Source organism: Streptomyces sp. NPDC002698 (assembly GCF_042888945.1).
Classification (GTDB): domain Bacteria; phylum Actinomycetota; class Actinomycetes; order Streptomycetales; family Streptomycetaceae; genus Streptomyces.
Genome location: NZ_JBIAQM010000013.1, coordinates 47,747 through 68,639, shown reverse-complemented (window position 1 = coordinate 68,639; position 20,893 = coordinate 47,747). Strand labels below are relative to the sequence as shown.

The 20,893-nt window shown below is 72.5% G+C and carries 16 protein-coding genes; 9 read left to right on the top strand and 7 right to left on the bottom strand.

Going from position 1 to position 20,893, the window contains the following annotated elements; genetic code table 11:
• Positions 1-147: 147 nt before the first annotated feature.
• Complete coding sequence (locus ACFYW9_RS20075; RefSeq protein ID WP_389151846.1) at positions 148-930, top strand: sulfite exporter TauE/SafE family protein; 783 nt, start codon at positions 148-150, stop codon at positions 928-930.
• A 161-nt stretch (positions 931-1,091) separates the two neighbouring features.
• On the opposite strand, the gene ACFYW9_RS20070 is transcribed toward ACFYW9_RS20075, so the two are convergent.
• The 3 genes from ACFYW9_RS20070 to ACFYW9_RS20060 form a co-directional block, all read right to left on the bottom strand.
• On the bottom strand, positions 1,092-1,715 hold the full coding sequence (locus ACFYW9_RS20070) for a class F sortase (protein WP_351867171.1): 624 nt from the start codon (positions 1,713-1,715) through the stop codon (positions 1,092-1,094).
• Between the two features lie 166 nt (positions 1,716-1,881).
• The gene (locus ACFYW9_RS20065; RefSeq protein ID WP_351867174.1) at positions 1,882-2,400 is read right to left on the bottom strand and encodes a hypothetical protein; all 519 of its coding nucleotides are present in this window, start codon (positions 2,398-2,400) and stop codon (positions 1,882-1,884) included.
• A 722-nt stretch (positions 2,401-3,122) separates the two neighbouring features.
• A complete protein-coding gene (locus ACFYW9_RS20060) occupies positions 3,123-4,766 on the bottom strand; it encodes a M4 family metallopeptidase (RefSeq protein WP_389151841.1) in 1,644 nt (547 codons plus the stop codon).
• Positions 4,767-4,940: 174 nt separating this feature from the next.
• Here ACFYW9_RS20060 and cutA point away from each other — a divergent pair, with 174 nt between their 5' ends.
• The 3 genes from cutA (at position 4,941) to ACFYW9_RS20045 (ending at position 6,204) form a co-directional block, all read left to right on the top strand.
• Positions 4,941-5,267 carry a divalent-cation tolerance protein CutA gene (gene cutA, locus ACFYW9_RS20055; protein ID WP_389151838.1) on the top strand — a complete coding sequence of 109 codons (327 nt, stop codon included), beginning with the start codon at positions 4,941-4,943 and terminating at the stop codon, positions 5,265-5,267.
• 29 nt (positions 5,268-5,296) lie between these two features.
• Entirely contained in the window at positions 5,297-5,773 is a 477-nt protein-coding gene (locus ACFYW9_RS20050; RefSeq protein ID WP_389152178.1) for a gamma-glutamylcyclotransferase family protein, read from the top strand.
• Between the two features lie 239 nt (positions 5,774-6,012).
• Positions 6,013-6,204, top strand: a complete 192-nt coding sequence (locus ACFYW9_RS20045) for a twin-arginine translocation signal domain-containing protein (RefSeq protein WP_351867184.1) — start codon at positions 6,013-6,015, stop codon at positions 6,202-6,204.
• Between the two features lie 16 nt (positions 6,205-6,220).
• Here ACFYW9_RS20045 and ACFYW9_RS20040 read toward each other — a convergent pair whose 3' ends face one another.
• Both ACFYW9_RS20040 and ACFYW9_RS20035 read right to left on the bottom strand, forming a co-directional pair.
• On the bottom strand, positions 6,221-8,452 hold the full coding sequence (locus ACFYW9_RS20040) for a molybdopterin oxidoreductase family protein (protein ID WP_389151834.1): 2,232 nt from the start codon (positions 8,450-8,452) through the stop codon (positions 6,221-6,223).
• A gap of 142 nt (positions 8,453-8,594) precedes the next feature.
• Positions 8,595-9,299: a vancomycin high temperature exclusion protein gene (locus tag ACFYW9_RS20035; RefSeq protein WP_389152175.1), complete on the bottom strand. Its 705-nt coding sequence runs from the start codon at positions 9,297-9,299 to the stop codon at positions 8,595-8,597.
• A gap of 284 nt (positions 9,300-9,583) precedes the next feature.
• On the opposite strand from ACFYW9_RS20035, the gene ACFYW9_RS20030 reads away from it, so the two are divergent.
• The 5 genes from ACFYW9_RS20030 (at position 9,584) to ACFYW9_RS20010 (ending at position 16,962) form a co-directional block, all read left to right on the top strand.
• Complete coding sequence (locus ACFYW9_RS20030; protein WP_351867190.1) at positions 9,584-10,504, top strand: sirohydrochlorin chelatase; 921 nt, start codon at positions 9,584-9,586, stop codon at positions 10,502-10,504.
• A gap of 82 nt (positions 10,505-10,586) precedes the next feature.
• Positions 10,587-12,029 (top strand): deoxyguanosinetriphosphate triphosphohydrolase, encoded by a 1,443-nt coding sequence (locus ACFYW9_RS20025; protein ID WP_389151831.1) that lies wholly within the window; start codon positions 10,587-10,589, stop codon positions 12,027-12,029.
• Positions 12,030-12,122: 93 nt separating this feature from the next.
• Positions 12,123-13,388 carry an NAD(P)/FAD-dependent oxidoreductase gene (locus ACFYW9_RS20020; protein WP_389151828.1) on the top strand — a complete coding sequence of 422 codons (1,266 nt, stop codon included), beginning with the start codon at positions 12,123-12,125 and terminating at the stop codon, positions 13,386-13,388.
• Between the two features lie 145 nt (positions 13,389-13,533).
• Positions 13,534-15,438: a DNA primase gene (gene dnaG / locus ACFYW9_RS20015; protein WP_351867196.1), complete on the top strand. Its 1,905-nt coding sequence runs from the start codon at positions 13,534-13,536 to the stop codon at positions 15,436-15,438.
• A 225-nt stretch (positions 15,439-15,663) separates the two neighbouring features.
• Positions 15,664-16,962 (top strand): RNA polymerase sigma factor, encoded by a 1,299-nt coding sequence (locus ACFYW9_RS20010; RefSeq protein WP_389151824.1) that lies wholly within the window; start codon positions 15,664-15,666, stop codon positions 16,960-16,962.
• 137 nt (positions 16,963-17,099) lie between these two features.
• On the opposite strand, the gene ACFYW9_RS20005 is transcribed toward ACFYW9_RS20010, so the two are convergent.
• A complete protein-coding gene (locus ACFYW9_RS20005; protein ID WP_351867202.1) occupies positions 17,100-19,028 on the bottom strand; it encodes an ABC transporter ATP-binding protein in 1,929 nt (642 codons plus the stop codon).
• Positions 19,028-20,761: an ABC transporter ATP-binding protein gene (locus ACFYW9_RS20000; protein ID WP_351867206.1), complete on the bottom strand. Its 1,734-nt coding sequence runs from the start codon at positions 20,759-20,761 to the stop codon at positions 19,028-19,030. The genes ACFYW9_RS20005 and ACFYW9_RS20000 overlap by 1 nt, the downstream gene beginning before the upstream one ends.
• Positions 20,762-20,893: the final 132 nt, after the last annotated feature.

Genomic DNA, 20,893 nt, shown 5'->3' with positions numbered 1-20,893 from the left:
CGGGCGAGGTGCAGGGGGAGCGGGCCGGGCGAGGTGTCGGGGAAGCGGGCCGGCGGGCGCGGTGGTCCGCCGCGCGAACCTCTGGAATCGCTCAAGCTTCACGGGGTCCGTGCATCGCGCATCCACCCGTCCCTTAGGGTCGCGATCATGCCCGACATATCGCTGACCATGCTTCTTGTGCTCTGTGCCGCCGCTCTGGCGGCCGGCTGGATCGACGCGGTGGTCGGCGGCGGAGGGCTGCTCCTGCTGCCCGCCATGCTGCTCGGACTGCCCGCCGGCACCTCGGCGGCGTACGCGCTCGGCACGAACAAGGCGGTCGCGATCGTCGGCACCACGGGTGCCGCGGTGACGTACGCGCGCAAGACACCCGTGGACGTGCGGCTGGCCGTACGGATCGGCCTCGCGGCCCTCGCCGGTTCGACCGGGGGCGCGTTCGTCGCGGCCGGGCTGAGCACCGACGTGCTCAAGCCGGTCGTCATGGTCGTCCTGCTCGCCGTCGGTACCTTCGTGATCCTGCGGCCCGCCTTCGGCACGGCGCCGCCGACCACCCCGGTCAGCGCGCGCCGCGTCCTCGCCGCGATCGGCCTGGCGGGCCTCGGCATCGGCTTCTACGACGGGCTCATCGGCCCCGGCACGGGCACGTTCCTCGTACTCGCCCTCACCGCGCTGCTCCACCTCGACCTGGTGACGGCCTCCGCCACCGCGAAGATCGTCAACTGCTGCACCAACGCGGGCGCCCTCGCGACCTTCGCCTGGAAGGGCACGGTGTTCTGGGAACTGGCCGCCCTGATGGCGGTGTTCAATCTGGCGGGCGGCATGGTGGGGGCGCGGACCGCGCTCAAGCAGGGCAGCGGGTTCGTCCGGGCGGTCCTGCTGACGGTGGTGTTCGCGCTGGTGGCGAACCTGGCGTACCAGCAGTGGCTCGCCTGAACCCGGGACCTCGGCAGCCGCCCGCGGCCGTCTGAACCCGGGACCTCGGCAGCCGTCAGCGACCCGCCTGAACCCTCGGCGGTGGTCCGCGGCTCGCCCTGGACTGCCGGCGGCGGCCCGGGGCCCGCCCGACCCCGGCGCCGCTCCGCCGCTCGCCCGGGCTACCGGCTGCTGCCGGTGAGATGGGCGAAGACGACCACGTTCCCCTGGTAGCCCGTCGTCGGCGAGTAGCCGCCGCCGCAGGTGATGACCCGCAGCTCGGGCCGGCGCGCGGCGCCGTACACCTTCGCGTCGGGGAAGGAGCGGGAGTCGTACACCTCGACGGCGTCGACGGTGAAGACGGCCGTCCTGCCGTCGAGCCGGTCCACCTCGACCTTGCTGCCCGTGCGGAGCGAGCCCAGGTCGTAGAAGACGGCGGGGCCCTCCGCGTTGTCGACGTGCCCGGCCACGATCGCGGTGCCGCGTTCACCGGGGCTGGTCCCGGCCTCGTACCAGCCCGCCAGGTTCTTCTTCCGCGCGGGCGGCACGTCCAGGCCGCCCTGCGGGGTGAGGCCGAGGCCGATCAGGGGGGCGTCCACGCCGATCGCGGGGATGCGGATGCGGTCCGGCGGGGAGTGGGGCATCGCGGGGCCCGTGGACCGCGCGCTGTCCCCGGCGGCCGCCGACTGCGCCGCGGACGGCTGGGGAGGCGGGTGCGCCTCGGCGCCGCTGCCCAGCAGCCAGGCACCCGAGCACAGGGCGACGACCGTGACCGACGCTATGACGGCATTGCTGACCCGGCGCACGCGAGCCTCCTCACGGGTTCCCTTCCGGGGTGGGACCGGCCGGCGCCCGCGACGGCCGTGGGGTGTTCGACGATGCCGGTCCCTTCCCCCTCCGGGCCGCGAGGGGCGTCGGGCCACGGAGGGGGAGGGACGGCGGTACCGGCGGACGGACAGCGGAGGGTGTCCGTCAGATCCCGTCGCCTCTCGCCCGGCGATGCAGGAGCCAGGTACCGCCCGCGGCGGCGACGGCCAGTGCCGCCACTCCCGCCGCGGTCTGAACGGGGTCGGGGCCCAGCGCGCCGCCGACACCCGTGTCCACATGCCCGCGCGGCTGGACCTGCTCGCGCGTGGCGGCGAGGGTCACCAGGAGGTCGCCGGTGACGCGCCGGCCGTGCGAGCACGTCGCGACGATCTCGTACGTTCCCGGCTGCGCGCTCGGCGGCACCTGGAACTGGCCGATCGCGTCGTGCTCGTGCGCGCTGGCGGCGAGCGTGAAGGAACCGCCGCCCACCGCGCCCGCGTCCCCGCTCGCGGTGCCGTCCGAGCCGCACGCGGCCGTGTTGACGGTGACGTCCTCGCCGGGGACGACGCTGGAGGGGAACACCTCCAGACTTCCGGCGTCCCCGCCGTACACGGGCGCGGCGGCCAGCCCCGCGACGGCGACGGCGAGCGCGGTACCGGTCAGCAGACGGGCGGTACGTCGCATCGTGCCAGCTCCTCCGAGGGGGCACGGCCCGCGGCACCCCCAAGTGCCGCAGCGTCGGTCGCACCCCTGCCCTTCCGAGGTAAAGGGCGCATGACCGCGGCCGCTCTCTGACGGAGCGTCAGAAATGATGTGAACGGGTGTCAGACGGAACGCCGGGCGGGGCGGGAGCCCCGGCATTCCGGCAGGTCACCGGCGTGAATCCCTTGTACCGCGCACGGGAATCCGAAGGAGCCGGGGCGCGGGTGTGAATGGGTGACCCAGGGGTTGTCCGCCGGGGAGTCCGGGGTCGTCCGCCGAGGGTGCGGGCTCGCTCGCCGGGGAGTCCGAGTCCGTCCGCCGGAAGGACGGGCCTGTCCGCCATGAGTCCGGGATCGTCCGCCGACGGGGGCCTGGCCGGCCCGCGGTGTCCCCGGTCTGGTGGTCCGCGGGCGCCCCGGCCCGCAGCCCGCCGGTCGGCCCGCCTGCCGGCCGAGGGGGACGGTCTTCCCCGAGGGCCGGACGAAACGCCCGCTCGAACACGTTTCCACCGTCACCGCGAAGACGGGTGTGCGTGTGAGCGTGTACCGGCCGGTGCGGGAGGACTATCGGCCGTCGGGGACGGACATGCTCCCCGGGAGCCGTGGGCAGGCGAACCTGACGGCGCCTGCCCACGGCGACCGGGGAACTCCGGACTCTGCGCGACTCTGCGCGGCTCTTCGCGGCCGGAAGGCGTCCGGCGCGGGTCAGCCCACGGAGACCGCCGACCAGGCCGCCGCCACGGCGGCGTACTCGGCGCTGCCCGCCCCGTAGAGGTCCTTGGCCGCGTTCAGTGTGGCGGTGCGCGCGCCCGCGTACTTCGTCGACGAGGTCATGTAGACCGTCAGCGCGCGGTACCAGATCCTGCCCACCTTGTCGTGCCCGATGCCGGACACCGTGGAGCCGTTGCAGGTGGGGGAGTCGTAGCCGACACCGTTGACGGTCTTCGCCCCGCTGCCCTCCGAGAGGAGGTAGGCGAAGTGGTTGGCGACGCCGGAGGAGTAGTGGACGTCCAGGTTGCCGACCGAACTGCTCCAGCAGTCGGCCGAGTTGCCGTCCTTGGAGGGTTTGTCCATGAAGCGGAGGGCGGGTTTGCCGAAGCCGGGGCGGACGATCTCCTCGCCGATCAGGTAGTCACCGGCGTCCGAGGAGTTGTTCGCGTACCACTCCACCATCGTTCCGAAGATGTCGGACGTCGCCTCGTTCAGGCCGCCGGACTCGCCCGAGTACGTCAGCGCGGCCGTCTTCGAGGTGACGCCGTGCGACATCTCGTGCCCGGCGACGTCCAGCGCGACGAGCGGCCCGAACGTCGAGCCGTCCCCGTCCCCGTACGTCATGCAGAAGCAACTGTCGTCCCAGAAGGCGTTGTTGTATTTGTTGCCGTAGTGCACGCGGTTGTACGAGCCCTTGCCGTCGCCCGCGATGCCGTTCCGCCCGTGGACGTTCTTGTAGTAGTCCCAGGTCTCGTTCGTGCCGTACTGCGCGTCCACCGCGGCGGAGGATCGGTCCGAAGTCGCGCCCGTGCCCCAGTGGTTGTCGGCGTCGGTGAAGAGCGTCGCGGGCGCCCGGCTGATGCAGATCCCGAAGATGCACAGGTCCGTCTTGTTCGCCGCGTCGCCCGTGTACGTGTTCCCGCGCGTCGGGTCCTTCAGCTGGTACGTCGATCCGGACTGCGTCGTCTCCAGCGGAACCGTGCCGCCGTAGAGCGAGTTGCCGTCGCCCGTCGCCGTCTCGACGCTGTCCCAGGCGTCGATCCGCGCGCCGGTGCGGGCGTCGGTCAGCACCGTGCGCGCGACCGGGTTGCCGAGCCGGTCCTGGCCCACCGCGTCGGTGCGCCAGGCGAGCCTCGGATTTCCGTGCAGGGCGTCGACGATCAGCCGCGGTCTCGCCGTCACCTTCTTCAGCGCCTCACCGGCGTTGGCGGCGCGCAGCGCGTTCACCGCCAGGCCGGCCGCCTTCGCGCCGGAGAGTTCCGGGGTGACGTCGGCCAGCGAGATGGCCTTGCTCGTCGCGCGGTTCGCGCCTCGGTACGAACCGTCCGGGGCCAGGTGGACCACGAAGTCGCCGCCCAGCACGGGCAGTTCGCGATAGGTCCGGTCGTAGCGCACGTGCTGGGTGCCGTCCTTGTCGACGACGACGTCCCGGACGGTGGTGTGCTGAGCCGCGGTGAGACCCAGGTTCGCGGCGTGGGCCGCCAGTACCGAGGCCGCGTTCTCGACGGCGGTCGCCCGGGTCGGCCCGCTGTCGGCGTTCGCGGCCGGGGCGAGCGCGGCGGCCAGCAGGGTGGCGGCGGTCACGGCGGCGCCGGCGGTGGCGAGAGAGGAACCTCGGATGTGCCGTATTCGACTCATCGGTCTCCTTGGAAAGGTGCCTTGGGGAGGGCGTGTGGGGGGAGGGGCCTGTGGGGGAGGCGCTGGAAGTCCGAACCGATTTAAAGGTGCATGACATGTCATGTCCATAGAGATTGCCGAGTGCGTGCGGGATGCGGCGAGAATCGTTTCCGTACCCTCACGAATGGAGCGATCATGGAACTGCCGGCCTGCCTGGCCGTCCTGACCACGACGGACGCGGCGGAGAAGGCCGAGGCGCTGGCCCGGGGCGCGGTGGCGGCGCGGGTCGCGGCCTGTGCCCAGATCTCGGGGCCGGTCACCTCCGTCTACCACTGGGAGGGCGCCGTGGAGACGGCCTCCGAATGGCGGATCCAGTTCAAGACGACCGCGGCGCGCTACCCGGCGCTGGAGGCGTATCTCCTGGACGCCCACGACTACGACACACCCGAGATCATCGCGACACCGGTCGTGGCGGGAAGCCCGGACTATCTGCGCTGGCTGGAGGAGGAGACGGCCCCTTGAGCCCGGTCGGCCCCCGCGGCGAAGCGGAGTTGCCCTTCTTCGTCTACGGCACCCTGCGGCCCGGCGAGCACAACCACGACCTGTTCCTGCGCGGCCGTACCCGCTCCGAGGAGCCCGGGCGGATGCGCGGGCTCGCGCTGTACGCGGGGCCCGGATACCCGTACGCCGTCGACGAACCCGGTGGCGCGGTGTGCGGCGAGATCGTGACCGCCCGGCCGGAGGCGTACGAGCAACTGCTGGAGGAACTGGACGAGTTGGAGGAGTACGTCCCGGGCGACGCGCGCAGCCTGTACGAACGCGTCGCACGTGACGCCGTGCGGGCGGACGGCGTCACGGTCGTGCGGGCCTGGGTGTACGTCGCCGCGCCCGCGGTGGCGGCCCGCCTGCGGTCCGGCGGCAAGCCGATCGAGGACGGGGACTGGCGCGGAGGCGGGGACGGGGACGCGGACAGGCATGGGGGCGGGGACGGGGACGGGGGAGACGGTCCGGCGGGCGGGGCCGGCTGAGGCGCGCCCGTGCGGCGGGAGAGCGGGCGTGCGGCGGGAGAGCGGGCGTGCGGCGGGGGAGAGAGGCCCGGCGCGCGTGGGCAGGGGGAGGGAGGCCCGGGGTGTGCCCGCCGCGCGTGACGCACCTGTGCGGCTGGGCGGGGCCGGGGTGTGACCGCTGTTCCGCCACGTGCACCCGTGCGGGTGGCCGTTCCGTGCGCCCCCGGAGCCGCGGCCCGTCCCGCCTCTAGGGTGCGGCCATGGCCGACCGCGACTTGACCCGACGACGTCTCCTCGCGCTCAGCGGGGCGGCCGTCGGCGCCGCCCTGGGCATCGGAATCAGCTCCTGCTCGACGCAGGAGCCCGAGCCGGGCAAGCACCCCGGCCCGGGCTCCACGGAAGCACCCGGGACCGTCGGGAAGTCCGGGCCGCAGGACCCGAGCGCCCGCTGACGGCCCGCCCACCCCGTCAGTCCTTCCGCGCCGCCTCCACCCGTACCGCGCACACCTTGAACTCCGGCATCCGGGAGACCGGATCCAGGGCCGGGTTGGTGAGCGTGTTGGCGCGGCCCTCGCCGGGCCAGTGGAAGGGCATGAACACGGTGTCGGGGCGGATGGCCGTGGTGAGCCGGGCCGGCGCGACGGCCCGGCCGCGCCTCGACACCACCGTCACGGCGTCCCCGTCCGCCGTGCCGAGCCGTTCGGCCAGCCGCGGATGCATCTCCACGTACGGGCCGGGCGCTGCGGCGTTCAGTTCGTCCACGCGCCGCGTCTGCGCCCCCGACTGGTACTGGGCCACCACCCGCCCGGTGGTCAGCAGCACCGGGTACTCGTCGTCCGGCTCCTCGGCGGCGGGCCGGTGCGACACGGGAACGAACCGCGCCCGGCCGTCCTCGGTGGCGAACCGTTCGAGGAAGAGGCGCGGCGTGCCCGGATGCTGCCCGGAGCCGGAGCCGGAGCCGGAGCCGGAGCCGGAGCCGGAGCCGCCCGTCGCCGAGGTGTCCGCGACCGCCGGATTCCCGGTCGGGGTCTTCCGGAAGGCGCCCGGGGCCTCCGGGTCCGTGCCCCGGGCTTCGGCGCCCGTGTCCGGGATCCCCGGGGCCGGGCAGGGCCAGAACACCCCGTTCTCCTCGGCCAGCCGGCGGTAGGTGATCCCCGAGTAGTCCGCCGGACCCCCCGCACTCGCCCGGCGCAGTTCCTCGAAGACCTCCTCCGGGTCGGTGGGAAAACCCTTCTCCACGCCGAGGAGGGCGGCGAGTCCGTGCAGCACCTCCAGGTCGCTGCGCACCCCCTCGGGAGGGGTGAGCGCGCGCCGGCGGAGCAGTACACGGCCCTCCAGGTTCGTCGTCGTGCCGGTCTCCTCGGCCCACTGGGCGACCGGCAGGACGACGTCCGCGAGGGCGGCGGTCTCGGAGAGGACGACGTCGGCGACCGCGAGGAAGTCCAGCGACTTCAGGCGTTCCTCGACGTGCGCGGCGCGGGGCGCGGACACCACCGGGTTCGACCCCATCAGCAGCAGGGAGCGGATGTCCGTCCCCATCGCGTCGAGGAGCTCGTACGCGCTGCGCCCGGGTCCGGGCAGCGTGGCGGGGTCGACGCCCCACACCTCGGCCACGTGCCGCCGTGCGTCCGGATCGGTGAGCTTGCGGTAGCCGGGCAGCTGGTCGGCCTTCTGGCCGTGTTCGCGCCCGCCCTGCCCGTTGCCCTGCCCGGTGAGACAGCCGTATCCCGACAGCGGCCGGCCCGGACGGCCGGTGGCCAGGCACAGGTTGATCCAGGCGCCCACGGTGTCGGTGCCCTTGGACTGCTGCTCGGGCCCGCGCGCGGTCAGCACCATCGCGTTCTCCGGCTCGCAGAACATCCGCACGGCGGCGCGGAGTTCGGGAACGGACACCCCCGTGATCCGTTCCACGTACTCCGGCCAGTGCGCCATCGCGGCCGCCCGCGCCTCCTCCCAGCCGCTCGTACGGCCCCGGACGTACTCCTCGTCCGTACGCCCCTCGGCGACGACCAGATGCAGCATCCCGAGCGCGAGCGCCAGATCCGTCCCCGGGCGCGGTGCCAGGTGCAGGTCCGCCTGCTCGGCCGTGCGGGTGCGGCGCGGGTCGACGACGATCAGCGTGCCGCCGTTCTCCTTCAGCTCGGTGACGAACCGCAGCGCGGGCGGCATCGTCTCGGCGAGGTTGGAGCCGACGAGGATCACGCATCCGGTCCGCGGAACGTCCTCCAGCGGAAAGGGCAGCCCCCGGTCGAGACCGAAGGCCCTGATACCGGCCGCCGCCGCGGACGACATGCAGAAGCGGCCGTTGTAGTCGATCTGCGAGGTGCGAAGGACGACGCGGGCGAACTTCCCGAGGGCGTAGGCCTTCTCGTTCGTCAGTCCGCCGCCGCCGAACACCCCGCAGGCGTCCGGCCCGTGGTCCGCGCGTGTACGGGCGAGACCCTCGGCGATCCGGGCCAGCGCCTCGTCCCAGCCCGCGGGCCGCAGGACGCCCCCGGTGCGCACGAGCGGCGAGGTGAGCCGCACCCGGGACGACAGCAGCGCGGGCGCCGTGCGCCCCTTGCCGCACAGCGCGCCCCGGTTCACCGGGAAGTCCGGGCGCTCGGTCACCGCGACGCCGCCGCCCGGCGCGGGCGTCAGGTTCATCCCGCACTGCAGGGCGCAGTACGGGCAGTGGGTGGGCGTCACGGAGGCGGTCATGGCCCCCAGCCTGCGGCGGGCGTGTTACGCGCCGGGGAGGCAGGCGTTACACGGCCGGTGCGGAGACCTCCCGGCGGCGCCGGGTACGCGGTGAGGTCTCCCGGCTCGTCGGCGTCGGCTCGTCGGTGTCGGCTCGTCGGCGTCAGCGGGCCGCCGCCAGCGCCCGGGTCACCCCGCGCTCCTTCGGGCCGAGGAAACGCGGATCCGGCTCGAACACCGCGTCCAGCGCGGCCTTGCCCGCCGCGAAGACCTCCCGGGTGTTGCCGTAGTACCAGGTGACGTCGTGCCTGGCGGCCACGCCGATGCCGTACGAGCGCACCCCCGCCGCCCGGCACAGGGCGAGAGCCCGGCGGATGTGGAAGTCCTGGCTGATCAGGACGGCCTCGTGGACACCGAAGATCTTCCGGGCACGGACGCAGGAGTCCCAGGTGTCGAAGCCGGCGTAGTCGCTGACGATCCGCCGGCCGGGCACCCCGTGCGCGGTGAGGTAGGCGCGCATCGCGTCGGGCTCGTCGTAGTCCTCGCGGCTGTTGTCGCCGGTGACGAGGACGACCTCGATCCGGCCGGCCCGGTACAGCTTCGCGGCGGCGTCCAGGCGGTGGGCGAGATACGGGGACGGCTCGCCGTCCCACAGGCCCGCGCCGAACACGATCGCGACCCCGGTGCGCGGGGCGTCCGCCGTCGTCCGCAGCCGGTCGCCCGTCGACACGTGCAGCCAGGTCGCCGGGAGCAGCGCCAGGACGCACAGGAGCATCAGCGCCTGCACGGCCCGCCGTTGCCCCCTGCGCGTACGCGGCAGGCGGGGCCTGCGGAAGCTCGGGCGCTTCGGGCGCGGCAGACGCGGCATGATCGATGTCCCCCAGGTGTCGTCACTCGCGACGGCGCGCGGGCCCGTGTCCCCGGGAAGGCCGGCGCCGGATCCCGCGCCGGGTCCCGCGTGCCCGTTCAGCAGATGAAGACGCATCGTAGGACCGTTCGGTTCGCCCGGATGTCCCGGCCCGGGCTTTTTTGACAGGAGAGAGCCGCAGGTGGAGACCCTCACAGCGCGCCGCCGCCGTTCGGTGAACCGCTGGAAAACGTCCGTCACGCCCACGCAACGGCCCGGCAACTTCCTCCCGCCAGGATCGACGTATGACGGCCTCGAACTCCTCTCGCGACGCGTTCTCCCACGGCCTCGGCGGCCCGCCGCCCCGCGGCGCCGACCTCGAAGGCCACCTCGGCAACGCGGCGCAGCTCCTGAACCGGATCGCCGGCCAGCTCGGCAGCAGCCTCGCTCTCGTCTCGCCCGACGGCACCCGCCGCCCGCCGCCGCCCGCCCTCGTCCTGGTCGCCCACGGCAGCCGTGACCCGCGCGCGCTCGCCACCGTACGCACCCTGATGGAACGCGTGCGCGAGCTGCGCCCGCACCTGCCCGTGCACCTCGGCCACATCGAGCTCAACGAGCCCCTCCTCGGCGACACGCTCGCCTCCCTGGCCGGCCGGCAGGACACCGTCCTCGTACCGCTGCTGCTCGGCCGCGGCTATCACGTCCGGCGCGACATCCCCGAGACCGCCGCCGCCGTGCCCGGCCTGAACGCCCGTGTCGCCGGCCCGCTCGGTCCGCACCCGCTGCTCGTGGAAACCCTCTACGCCCGCCTCGTGGAGGCCGGATGGCGCACCCGGATGAGTGACGCGGCCCGCCGCGCGAGCGCCGTCGTCCTCGCGTCCGCCGGATCGCGTGCCCCGGACTCGGCCGCCGACACCCGCCGCACCGCCCAGCTGCTCGCCGAACGCCTCGGTGTCCCGGTCGTCCCGGCCTACGCCTCCGCCGCCGCGCCCACCGTCCCCGCCGCCGTGCGCTCGCTGGCCGCCCGGGGCCGCCACCGGATCGCCGTCGCCTCGTACTTCACCGCCCCCGGCCGTTTCGCCACGCAGTGCGCCGAGCAGGCCCCCTGGATCTGCGCCCGGCCGCTGGGCGACCACCCGGCGATGGCCCGCCTCGTCCTGCACCGCTACGACCAGGCCGTAGCGGCCCCCGAGTCCACCCCGGAGCGCACCCTGGTCCCGGCCTGAACCCGGCGCTTCTCCCCGCGCCCGGCACCGCGCCGACGTCGTCCCCGCCCCGATTGTCACCGTCTGCGTCTAGGGTCGGTGCATGGAAGGCATGGCACCGAGGACCGAAGACACCGCACGACAGGCACCCGAAGACACCGCACCACAGGCCCACGAGAACCACACGGCCCATGACGAGTACGACCTGTCGGCCGTCGAGCGCTGGGCCGCCGAGCCCGACAAACGACCGGGCCGCACCGCCTTCCAGCGCGACCGCGCACGCGTGCTGCACTCCGCGGCCCTGCGCCGCCTCGCGGGCAAGACCCAGGTCGTCACGCCCGGAACCCTTCCCCAGGTGCTCGGCGCCGCCGGATCCGGCGGCGCGCCCATCCAGGTGTGGGACGCCAGCCCGCGCACCCGGCTGACCCACTCCCTGGAGTGCGCCCAGGTGGGCCGCGAGCTGGGCGCCGCCCTGGGCTGCGACCCGGACCTGGTCGAGGCGGCCTGCCTCTCGCACGACCTGGGCCACCCTCCCTTCGGACACAACGGCGAACAGGCGCTCAACGAATTCGCCGAGGACTGCGGCGGATTCGAGGGCAACGCCCAGTCGCTGCGCCTGCTCACCCGGATCGAGCCCAAGCGCTTCGTGCGCAGCCGCATGGTCACCTCGGCCGCCGCCGGCGCGGGCGACGACCTCGTCAGCGTCGGCCTCAACCTCACCCGCGCCGCCCTCGACGCCGCCACCAAGTACCCGTGGCCGAGAGGCGCCCGTCCCGACGATCCGAAGTCGCCGAAATTCGGGGTCTACGAGGACGACCGGCCGGTGTTCGACTGGATCCGCGAGGGCGCGCCCGGCACCCGTACGTGCTTCGAGGCCCAGGTGATGGACTGGGCCGACGACGTCGCGTACTCGGTGCACGACGTCGAGGACGGCCTGCACGCGGGCCACATCGACCCGGCCAGCCTGTACGCCGGACCGGAACGCCGGGAGATCTTCGCCGTGGCCGTCGGGCGGTACGTGCCCGGGGACACCGATGCCGCCGAGCTGGCCGAGGCCCTCGACCGGCTCCTCGGCCAGGAGTGGTGGCCGCACGGGTACGACGGATCGGCCGTCGCGCAGGCCCGCCTGAAGGACGCCACCAGCCAGCTCATCGGCCGCTTCTGCCTGGCCGCGGAGGGCGCCACCCGCGCCCGGTACGGCAGCGGACGCCTCACCCGGTACGCGGCGGAACTCGTCGTCCCGCGGGCCGCCAGGCTGGAGTGCGCCGTCCTCAAGGCGGTCGCCGACCGGTACGTGATGCAGCGCGCCGAACAGGAGCTGCTCCGCGCCGACCAGCGGGTCGTGGTCGCCGAACTGGCCGAGGCGCTCACCGCCCGCGCCCCCGAGGTACTGGACCCGCAGTTCCGGGCGCTGTTCGACCAGGCGGCCGACGACCGTGCCCGCAAGCGCGTGATCGTGGACCAGATCGCATCGCTCACCGACGCCTCGGCGCGTTCCCTGCACCTCAGACTCACCACGCGTTCCCATGGGGGCGGACAAGTGTGACCCTGCGTGGCCTGATCGGGCCACTACCCCTTCCCGCATCACGCTCCGTGCGGGAGGCTCGCATATGGCGACATCCTTACGAGGAGGCATCAAGTGGTCGACGCGGATCAGACATTCGTCATCGTCGGAGGAGGCCTGGCAGGAGCCAAGGCGGCCGAGACGCTCCGAGCGGAGGGCTTCACCGGCCGCGTGATACTGATCTGCGACGAGCGCGACCACCCCTACGAACGTCCGCCGCTGTCCAAGGGCTACCTCCTCGGCAAGGAGGGACGCGACAGCGTCTTCGTGCACGAACCCGCGTGGTACGCGCGGAACGACATCGAGCTGCACCTCGGCCAGACCGTCGACGCGATCGACCGCGCGGCCAAGACCGTCCGCTTCGGTGACGACGGCACCCTCGTCCACTACGACAAACTGCTCATCGTGACCGGCGCCGAGCCGCGCCGCCTCGACATCCCGGGCACCGGCCTCGCCGGCGTCCACCACCTGCGCCGCCTCGCCCACGCCGAGCGCCTCAAGGGCGTCCTCGCCGCGCTCGGCCGGGACAACGGCCACCTCGTCATCGCCGGAGCCGGCTGGATCGGCCTGGAGGTCGCCGCCGCGGCCCGCGAGTACGGCGCGGAGGTCACCGTCGTCGAACCCGCTCCGACCCCGCTGCACAACGTGCTCGGCCCCGAGCTGGGCGAGCTCTTCACCGAACTGCACCGCGAGCACGGCGTGCGTTTCCACTTCGGCGTCCAGCTCACCGAGATCGTCGGGCAGGACGGCATGGTCCTGGCCGCCCGCACCGACGACGGGGAGGAGCACCCCGCCCACGACGTCCTCGCGGCCATCGGGGCCGCCCCGCGCACCGGCCTCGCCGAGGCCGCGGGCCTGGAGATGGCCGACCGCGCGCACGGCGGCGGCATCGCCGTCGACGAGCAGCTGCGGACCTCCGACCCCGACGTGTACGCCGCCGGTGACGTCGCCTCCTTCCACCACGGCCTCTTCGACACCCGGCTGCGCGTCGAGCACTGGGCCAACGCCCTCAACGGCGGACCGGCCGCCGCCCGCTCGATGCTGGGCCGCGGGGCGGTGTACGACCGCGTGCCCTACTTCTTCTCCGACCAGTACGACCTGGGCCTGGAGTACTCGGGCTGGGCACCCCCGGGGACGTACGACCAGGTGGTGATCCGCGGCGACGCGGGCAAGCGGGAGTTCATCGCCTTCTGGGTGAAGGACGGCAGACTGCTCGCCGGGATGAACGTGAACGTGTGGGACGTCACCGATCCGATCCAGCGGCTCATCCGCTCCCGGTCCCGGGTGGACACCGAGGCGCTCGCCGACCCGCACGTCCCGCTGGAGAGCCTGGCCCCGTGACGCCGCCGGACGGCCCCGCGAGGGCCGCGCCGGCCGGCGCGCGGACCGTCCGCCGTGCCGGGATTTCCGGGGTGTGCCCCGGACCCCGGCACGGTGGCCGTCCACCTGCCCCGGGAGTGTCGGCGCGGCCCCGTAGAATCACCACGTGGCAGGCAGGATCAATGACGAGGACGTGAAGGCTGTTCGGGACGCGGTCCCGATCGACGCCGTGGTGTCCGAGTACCTCCAGCTGCGCAACGCGGGCGGCGGAAACCTCAAGGGCCTCTGTCCCTTCCACGACGAGAAGTCACCGTCGTTCCAGGTCAGCCCCAGCAAGGGCCTCTTCCACTGCTTCGGCTGCCAGGAGGGCGGCGACACCATCACGTTCGTGATGAAGGTCGACCACCTCACCTTCTCCGAGTCGGTCGAGCGCCTCGCCGCCCAGGCCGGCATCACCCTGCGCTACGAGGAGGGCGGGTACAACCCCGCCCACCAGCGTGGCGAGCGCATCCGTCTGGTCGAGGCGCACAAGGCGGCCGCGCAGTTCTACACCGCGCAGCTCGACACCAGCCCCGAGGCCGACACGGGCCGGGCGTTCCTCGCCGAGCGCGGCTTCGACCAGGCCGCCGCCGCCCACTTCGGAGTCGGCTACAGCCCCCAGGGCTGGGACCACCTCACCCGCCATCTGCGCGGCAAGGGCTTCACCGACAAGGAGCTGGTCCTCTCCGGCCTCGCCCAGGAGGGCCGCCGCGGCCCCATCGACCGCTTCCGCGGCCGTCTCATGTGGCCGATCCGCGACATCGGCGGCGAGGTCGTCGGCTTCGGCGCCCGCAAGCTCTACGAGTCGGACAACGGCCCGAAGTACCTGAACACGCCCGACACCGCGATCTACCGCAAGTCCCAGGTCCTGTACGGCATCGACCTCGCCAAGAAGGACATCGCCAAGAGCAGCCGGGCGGTCGTCGTCGAGGGCTACACCGACGTCATGGCCTGCCACCTGGCCGGGATCACCACCGCCATCGCGACCTGCGGCACCGCGTTCGGCGGCGACCACATCAAGATCCTCCGCCGTCTCCTGATGGACAACGGCTCGGCCCGGGTGATCTTCACCTTCGACGGTGACGCGGCCGGCCAGAAGGCCGCCCTGCGTGCCTTCGAGGACGACCAGAAGTTCGCCGCCGAGACCTACATCGCCATCGCGCCCGACGGCATGGACCCCTGCGAGCTGCGTCTCGCCAAGGGCGACGAGGCCGTCGCCGACCTGGTCGAACCCCGCACCCCCCTCTTCGAGTTCGCCCTGCGCCAGATCGTCCTGCGCTACGACCTGGAGACCCCCGCCGGACGCGCGGCCGCTCTCGACGAGGCCGCCCCGGTCGTCGCCCGCATCAAGAACAGCGGCGCACAGCACGAGGTCGCCGTACAGCTCGCCGGCATGCTCGGCATCCTCGACACCCAGTTCGTCGTCAAGAGGGTCGCGCAGCTCGCCCGTTGGGCCCGCGACCGAGGCGGCATGGGACCGGCCCCGGCAGGCGGCCGCCCCCAGCAGACCTACGCCGCGACCCAGGCGCCCACCGGCGGCGGCCCGGCTCTCACCCTGCGCAACCCCGTCTTCGCCACCGAGCGCGAGCTGCTCAAACTCGCCCTCCAGCGGCCCGAGCTGGTCGCCCCGGCGTTCGACGCGTACGGCATGGACGAGTTCACCGCCCCGCCGTACGCGGCCGTGCGCCAGGCCGTCATGGACGCGGGCGGCACCGAGTACGGCGTCCAGGACCCCCAGGAGTATCTGATCCGGGTCCGCGACGCCGCCCCGGACGACGCGGTGCGCGCGATGGTCACCGAGCTCGCCGTCGAGGCGATCCTGCGCAAGACCGTCGACGAGATGTACGCGGGCGACCAGCTCGTCATGGTCCGGCGCCGCGCCGTCGACCGCCGCATCCGGGACGTCCAGGGCTCCCTGTCCCGCCTCAGCGCGGGCGGCGACCCGGCCCGGCTGGCCGCCGTGCAGAACGAGCTGTGGGTGCTCCAGCAGTACGGTCAGGCACTGCGCGAGCGGGGCGCCGAAGCCCTCTGAGGCCGCGCTACGGGCCTTCGGGAGTCCCGGGAGCGGCCCGGCGGAGCGTGACGGGCGGCCGGAGCGGCCGGTGCACATGCCAATCCCGCATCCCCCTTTGAAGGTTTCGTCTCCGCTGAGCTGCGCACTCGTCCTGGACAGTAACCACGCGGTCACGGACCGGACGCAAAAAGTCACCGCACGCCCCTCGTGGCGGCGATGTGTCGTACTCCACACTGGGTTCCGGTGCCTGAGTCCTCGGAGCGCGGCCGACCCGCACGCGACGGGTTCCCCATCCCCGCGGTTCCGCCAAACGACTGCGGGATGGACAGCGGTGAGGCCGTCGACCCCATCCCCGACGTACCGCTGCCGCACGCCTCAGCAGCGACATTCCTGGAGGTCGCCCCCGTGCAGACCCAGACCCTCGCCCAGACCGACAACGCCACCGACTCGGACGCGGACCCCGGCGTCGTCGGGGCGGTCCCCGCGCAGCGGCGTGCCGCGCACCATCCCGAGGGCGGGCCGGAAAGCCCTCCCGAGGCCCTCGGAGAGGCTCCGGAGGCCGAGGTGGAGGTGGAGACCGAGGCCCCCGAACCCGTGGAACCGGTCCGGAGCCGCGCCGCCGACACCGGTGGCCCCTCGTCCGACCTGTTCCGCCAGTACCTGCGGGAGATCGGGCGGATCCCGCTGCTCACGGCGGCCGAGGAGGTCGAACTCGCCCGGCGCGTCGAGGCCGGGCTGTTCGCCGAGGAGAAGCTCCGGCTCACGCCCGACCTGGACAGCCAGCTCGCCCTGGACCTCGACAAGATCGTCGTCATGGGCCGGATGGCGAAGCGCCGGCTCATCGAGGCGAACCTGCGGCTCGTCGTCTCCGTGGCCAAGAGGTACGTGGGCCGCGGCCTGACCATGCTCGACCTGGTCCAGGAGGGCAACCTCGGCCTGATCAGGGCCGTCGAGAAGTTCGACTACGCCCGCGGCTACAAGTTCTCCACGTACGCCACCTGGTGGATCCGGCAGGCCATGTCGCGCGCGCTCGCCGACCAGGCGCGCACCATCCGCGTCCCCGTGCATGTGGTCGAGCTGATCAACCGGGTGGTCCGCGTCCAGCGGCGGATGCTCCAGGAACGCGGCTACGAGCCCACGCCCGAAGAGGTCGCGGCGCAGCTCGACCTGCCCGGCGAACGGGTGAGCGAGGTCCTGCGGCTGGCCCAGGAACCGGTGTCCCTGCACGCCCCCGTGGGCGAGGAGGACGACGTGGCCCTCGGTGACCTCATCGAGGACGGCGACGCGACGTCTCCGGTGGAGTCCGCCGCGTTCCTCCTGCTCCGACAGCATCTGGAGGCGGTGCTCTCCACGCTCGGCGAGCGGGAGCGCAAGGTGGTCCAGCTTCGGTACGGGCTCGCGGACGGGCGTCCGCGCACGCTGGAGGAGATCGGCCGCATCTTCGGTGTCACGCGCGAGCGCATCCGGCAGATCGAGTCCAAGACCCTCAACAAGCTGAGGGACCATGCCTTCGCGGACCAGCTGCGGGGTTATCTGGACTGAGGGGGCTCGCTGCGGGCAACGGCCTTTGTCCGCCCCCTCCGCCCCTTCCCTTCCCATAGCGGGGGCGCCGCCCCCGGACCCCCGCTCCTCAAACGCCGGAGGGGCTGGATTTTGCGGGAGTCCGGGGGAGGGGATGGTCAGTCGACCTCGGCCACCGCCTGGGCGAACTGGGCCTGGTAGAGGCGGGCGTAGGCGCCGCCGGACTCCAGCAGGTCCGCGTGGGCGCCCTGCTCCACGATGGCCCCGTCCTCCATCACGAGGATCGTGTCCGCGTCCCGGATGGTCGACAGACGGTGGGCGATCACGAACGACGTCCGCCCGTGCGCCAGCTTCGCCATCGCCTTCTGGATCAGCACCTCGGTGCGGGTGTCGACGGAGCTGGTCGCCTCGTCGAGCACCAGGATCACCGGGTCCGACAGGAACGCCCGGGCGATGGTGATCAACTGCTTCTCGCCCGCGCTGACCCCCGTCCCCTCGTCGTCGATCACCGTGTCGTAGCCCTGGGGCAGCGTGCGGATGAACCGGTCGGCGTGCGCCGCGCGCGCCGCTTCCTCGATCTCCCCGCGGGTGACGTCCCGCGAGGCCCCGTACGCGATGTTGTCGGCGATCGTGCCCCCGAACAGCCAGGTGTCCTGGAGCACCATGCCGATCCCCGACCGCAGCTCGTCCCGGGACATGGAGGTCACATCGACCCCGTCCAGGGTGATCCGGCCGCCCGTGACGTCGTAGAACCGCATGAGCAGGTTCACCAGGGTCGTCTTGCCGGCGCCGGTCGGGCCGACGATGGCCACCGTGTGGCCCGGCTCCACCTTCAGCGAGAGGTCCTCGATGAGCGGCTTCTCCGGGTCGTAGCGGAAGGACACGTTCTCCAGCGCCACGCGCCCGCGCAGTTCCCCGGGACGGGCCGACACCGTCGGGTCCGCCTCCTGCTCGTCCGCGTCCAGGACCTCGAAGACCCGCTCCGCCGACGCGACACCCGACTGCACCAGGTTCGCCATCGAGGCGACCTGCGTCAGCGGCATCGAGAACTGGCGGGAGTACTGGATGAAGGCCTGCACGTCACCGATCGACAGCGAGCCCGAGGCCACCCGCAGCCCGCCGACCACCGCCACCAGGACGTAGTTCAGGTTCGACACGAACATCATCAGCGGCTGCATGACGCCGCTGTTGAACTGCGCCCGGAAACCGGCCTCGTACAGCTTGTCGTTCTGCTCGGCGAACTGCGCCGCCGACTCCTCCGCCCGCCCGAACACCTTCACCAGGTTGTGGCCGGTGTACATCTCCTCGATGTGGGCGTTGAGCTTGCCGGTGGTGCGCCACTGCTGCACGAAGTGCGGCTGCGAGCGCTTGCCGACCCGGGTGGCCACGACGAACGACAGCGGCACCGTGACCAGCGCGACGAGCGCCAGCAGCGGCGACACCCAGAACATCATCGCGAGGACACCCACGATGGTCAGCAGCGAGTTGACGAGCTGGCCCATCGACTGCTGGAGGGTCTGCTGGATGTTGTCCATGTCGTTCGTCGCGCGGCTGAGCACCTCACCGCGCTGGCGCTTGTCGAAGTACGACAGCGGCAGTCGCGACAGCTTCGCCTGGAGGTCCTCGCGCATGCGGTAGACCGTCTTGTTGACCGCCCGGTTCACGAGCCGCGTGGCCACCGCCATCAGCAGTCCGGCCAGCAGGAACGTGCCGAGCGCGAACAGCAGGACGTGCCCGACGGCGGTGAAGTCGATGCCCTGGCCGGGGGTGAAGTCCGTCCCCGAGAGCATGTCGGCGACGCCGCCCTTGCCGCTCGCGCGCAGCGAGTCGAGGGCCTGGGCCTTGGTGGTACCGGCCGGCATCTGACGTCCGACGATCCCCGCGAAGACCAGGTCGGTGGCCCTGCCGAGGATCTTCGGGCCGACCACCGAGAGCCCGACGCTCAGCACGACGGCCACCAGCATCACGTACAGCGTGGCGCGCTCGGGCTTGAACTGGGTGAGGAGCCGCCGGCCCGACCCCTTGAAATCCATCGAGCGCTGGTCGGGGCCGCCCCCGGCCATCATGCGCCCCATCGGCCCTGCCATCAGGCGGCCTCCGCTTCCGTCAGCTGGGAGAGCACGATCTCCCGGTAGGTCTCGTTGTCCGCCATCAGTTCGTGGTGGCGTCCGGTGCCGACGACCCGGCCCTCGTCGAGGACCACGATCCGGTCGGCCTCCCTGATGGTCGACACCCGCTGGGCCACGATCACCACGGTCGCCTCGGCGGTCTCCTCGGTGAGCGCCGCGCGCAGCGCCGCGTCGGTCGCGTAGTCGAGGGCCGAGAAGGAGTCGTCGAACAGGTAGATCTCGGGGCGCTGCACGAGGGTGCGGGCGATCGCCAGGCGCTGGCGCTGGCCGCCGGACACGTTCGTGCCGCCCTGCGCGATCGGTGAGTCGAGCCCGTTCTCCAGCGCTTCCACGAAGCCCTTGGCCTGCGCCACCTCCAGCGCGTGCCACAGCTCCTCGTCGGTCGCCTCCGGGTTGCCGTACCGCAGGTTCGTGGCGACCGTCCCCGCGAACAGGTAGGGCTTCTGCGGGACCAGTCCGACCGTCCTGGCCAGCAGCTTCGGGTCGATCGTCGCGACGTCCACGCCGTCGACCAGCACCTGGCCGTCGGTGGCGTCGAACAGGCGGGGGATCATGCCGAGCAGCGTCGACTTGCCGCTGCCCGTCGAACCGATGACCGCGGTGACCTCACCGGGCCGCGCGACCAGGTCGACGGACCTCAGGACCGGCTCCTCGGCGCCCGGGTAGCGGAACCCGGCCTCGCGGATCTCCAGGTGGCCGTGCCGGCGCAGCTCCAGGACGGGGGCGACGGGCGGGACCACACTGCTCTCGGTGCCCAGGACCTCCTGGATGCGCTCCGCGCAGACCTCCGCGCGCGGCACCATCATGAACATGAAGGTGGCCATCATCACGGACATCACGATCTGCATCAGGTAGGCCAGGAACGCGGTCAGATCGCCGATCTGCATACCGCCGCTGTCGATGCGGTGGGCGCCGAACCAGACCACCGCGATGGACGACAGGTTCACCACCGTCATGACGATCGGGAACATCAGGGCCAGCATCCGGCCGGTGGCCAGCGACGTCTCCGTGAGGTCGGTGTTGGCGCCCTTGAAGCGGTCCTTCTCGTAGCCGTCGCGCACGAACGCGCGGATCACGCGGTTGCCGGTGATCTGCTCGCGCAGCACCCGGTTCACGGTGTCCAGGCGCACCTGCATGGTGCGGAACAGCGGGCGCAGCCGGCGCACGATGAGCGTCACGCAGATGCCGAGCGTCGGCACCACGGCGACGAGCACCGCGGACAGCGGCACGTCCAGGCCGAGGGCCAGGACGATGCCGCCCACACACATGATCGGCGCCGACACCAGCAGGGTGAACGTCATCAGCGCGAGCATCTGCACCTGCTGGACGTCATTGGTGGTGCGGGTGATCAGCGACGGCGCGCCGAAGTGGCCCATCTCGCGTGCCGAGAACGACTGCACGCGGTCGAAGACGGCGCCCCGGATGTCCCGGCCCACCGCGGACGCCGTACGGGCTCCGTAGTAGACGGCCCCGATGTTGCAGACGACCTGGGCCAGCGAGATGCCGATCATCAGGGCGCCGAACGTCAGGATGTAACCCGTGTCACCCTTCACGACACCGTTGTCGATGATGTGCGCGTTGAGGGTGGGCAGGTAGAGGGTGGCGCAGGTCTGCAGGAACTGCAGCAGCACCAGCAGGGTGATGGGTTTCTTGTACGGACTGAGGTGGGTCCGCAGGAGTCGTATGAGCACGCGGGGTCTCTCGGAATCGTGGACGGCGGGGGTGACCGACGGGCTGTGCATGATGCACGCACCACCCCCTATCGTCGGACACTCCCCCCGCGTTACCTCAACCGATTAACCCAAGTGCGGTCCAAAAATGGA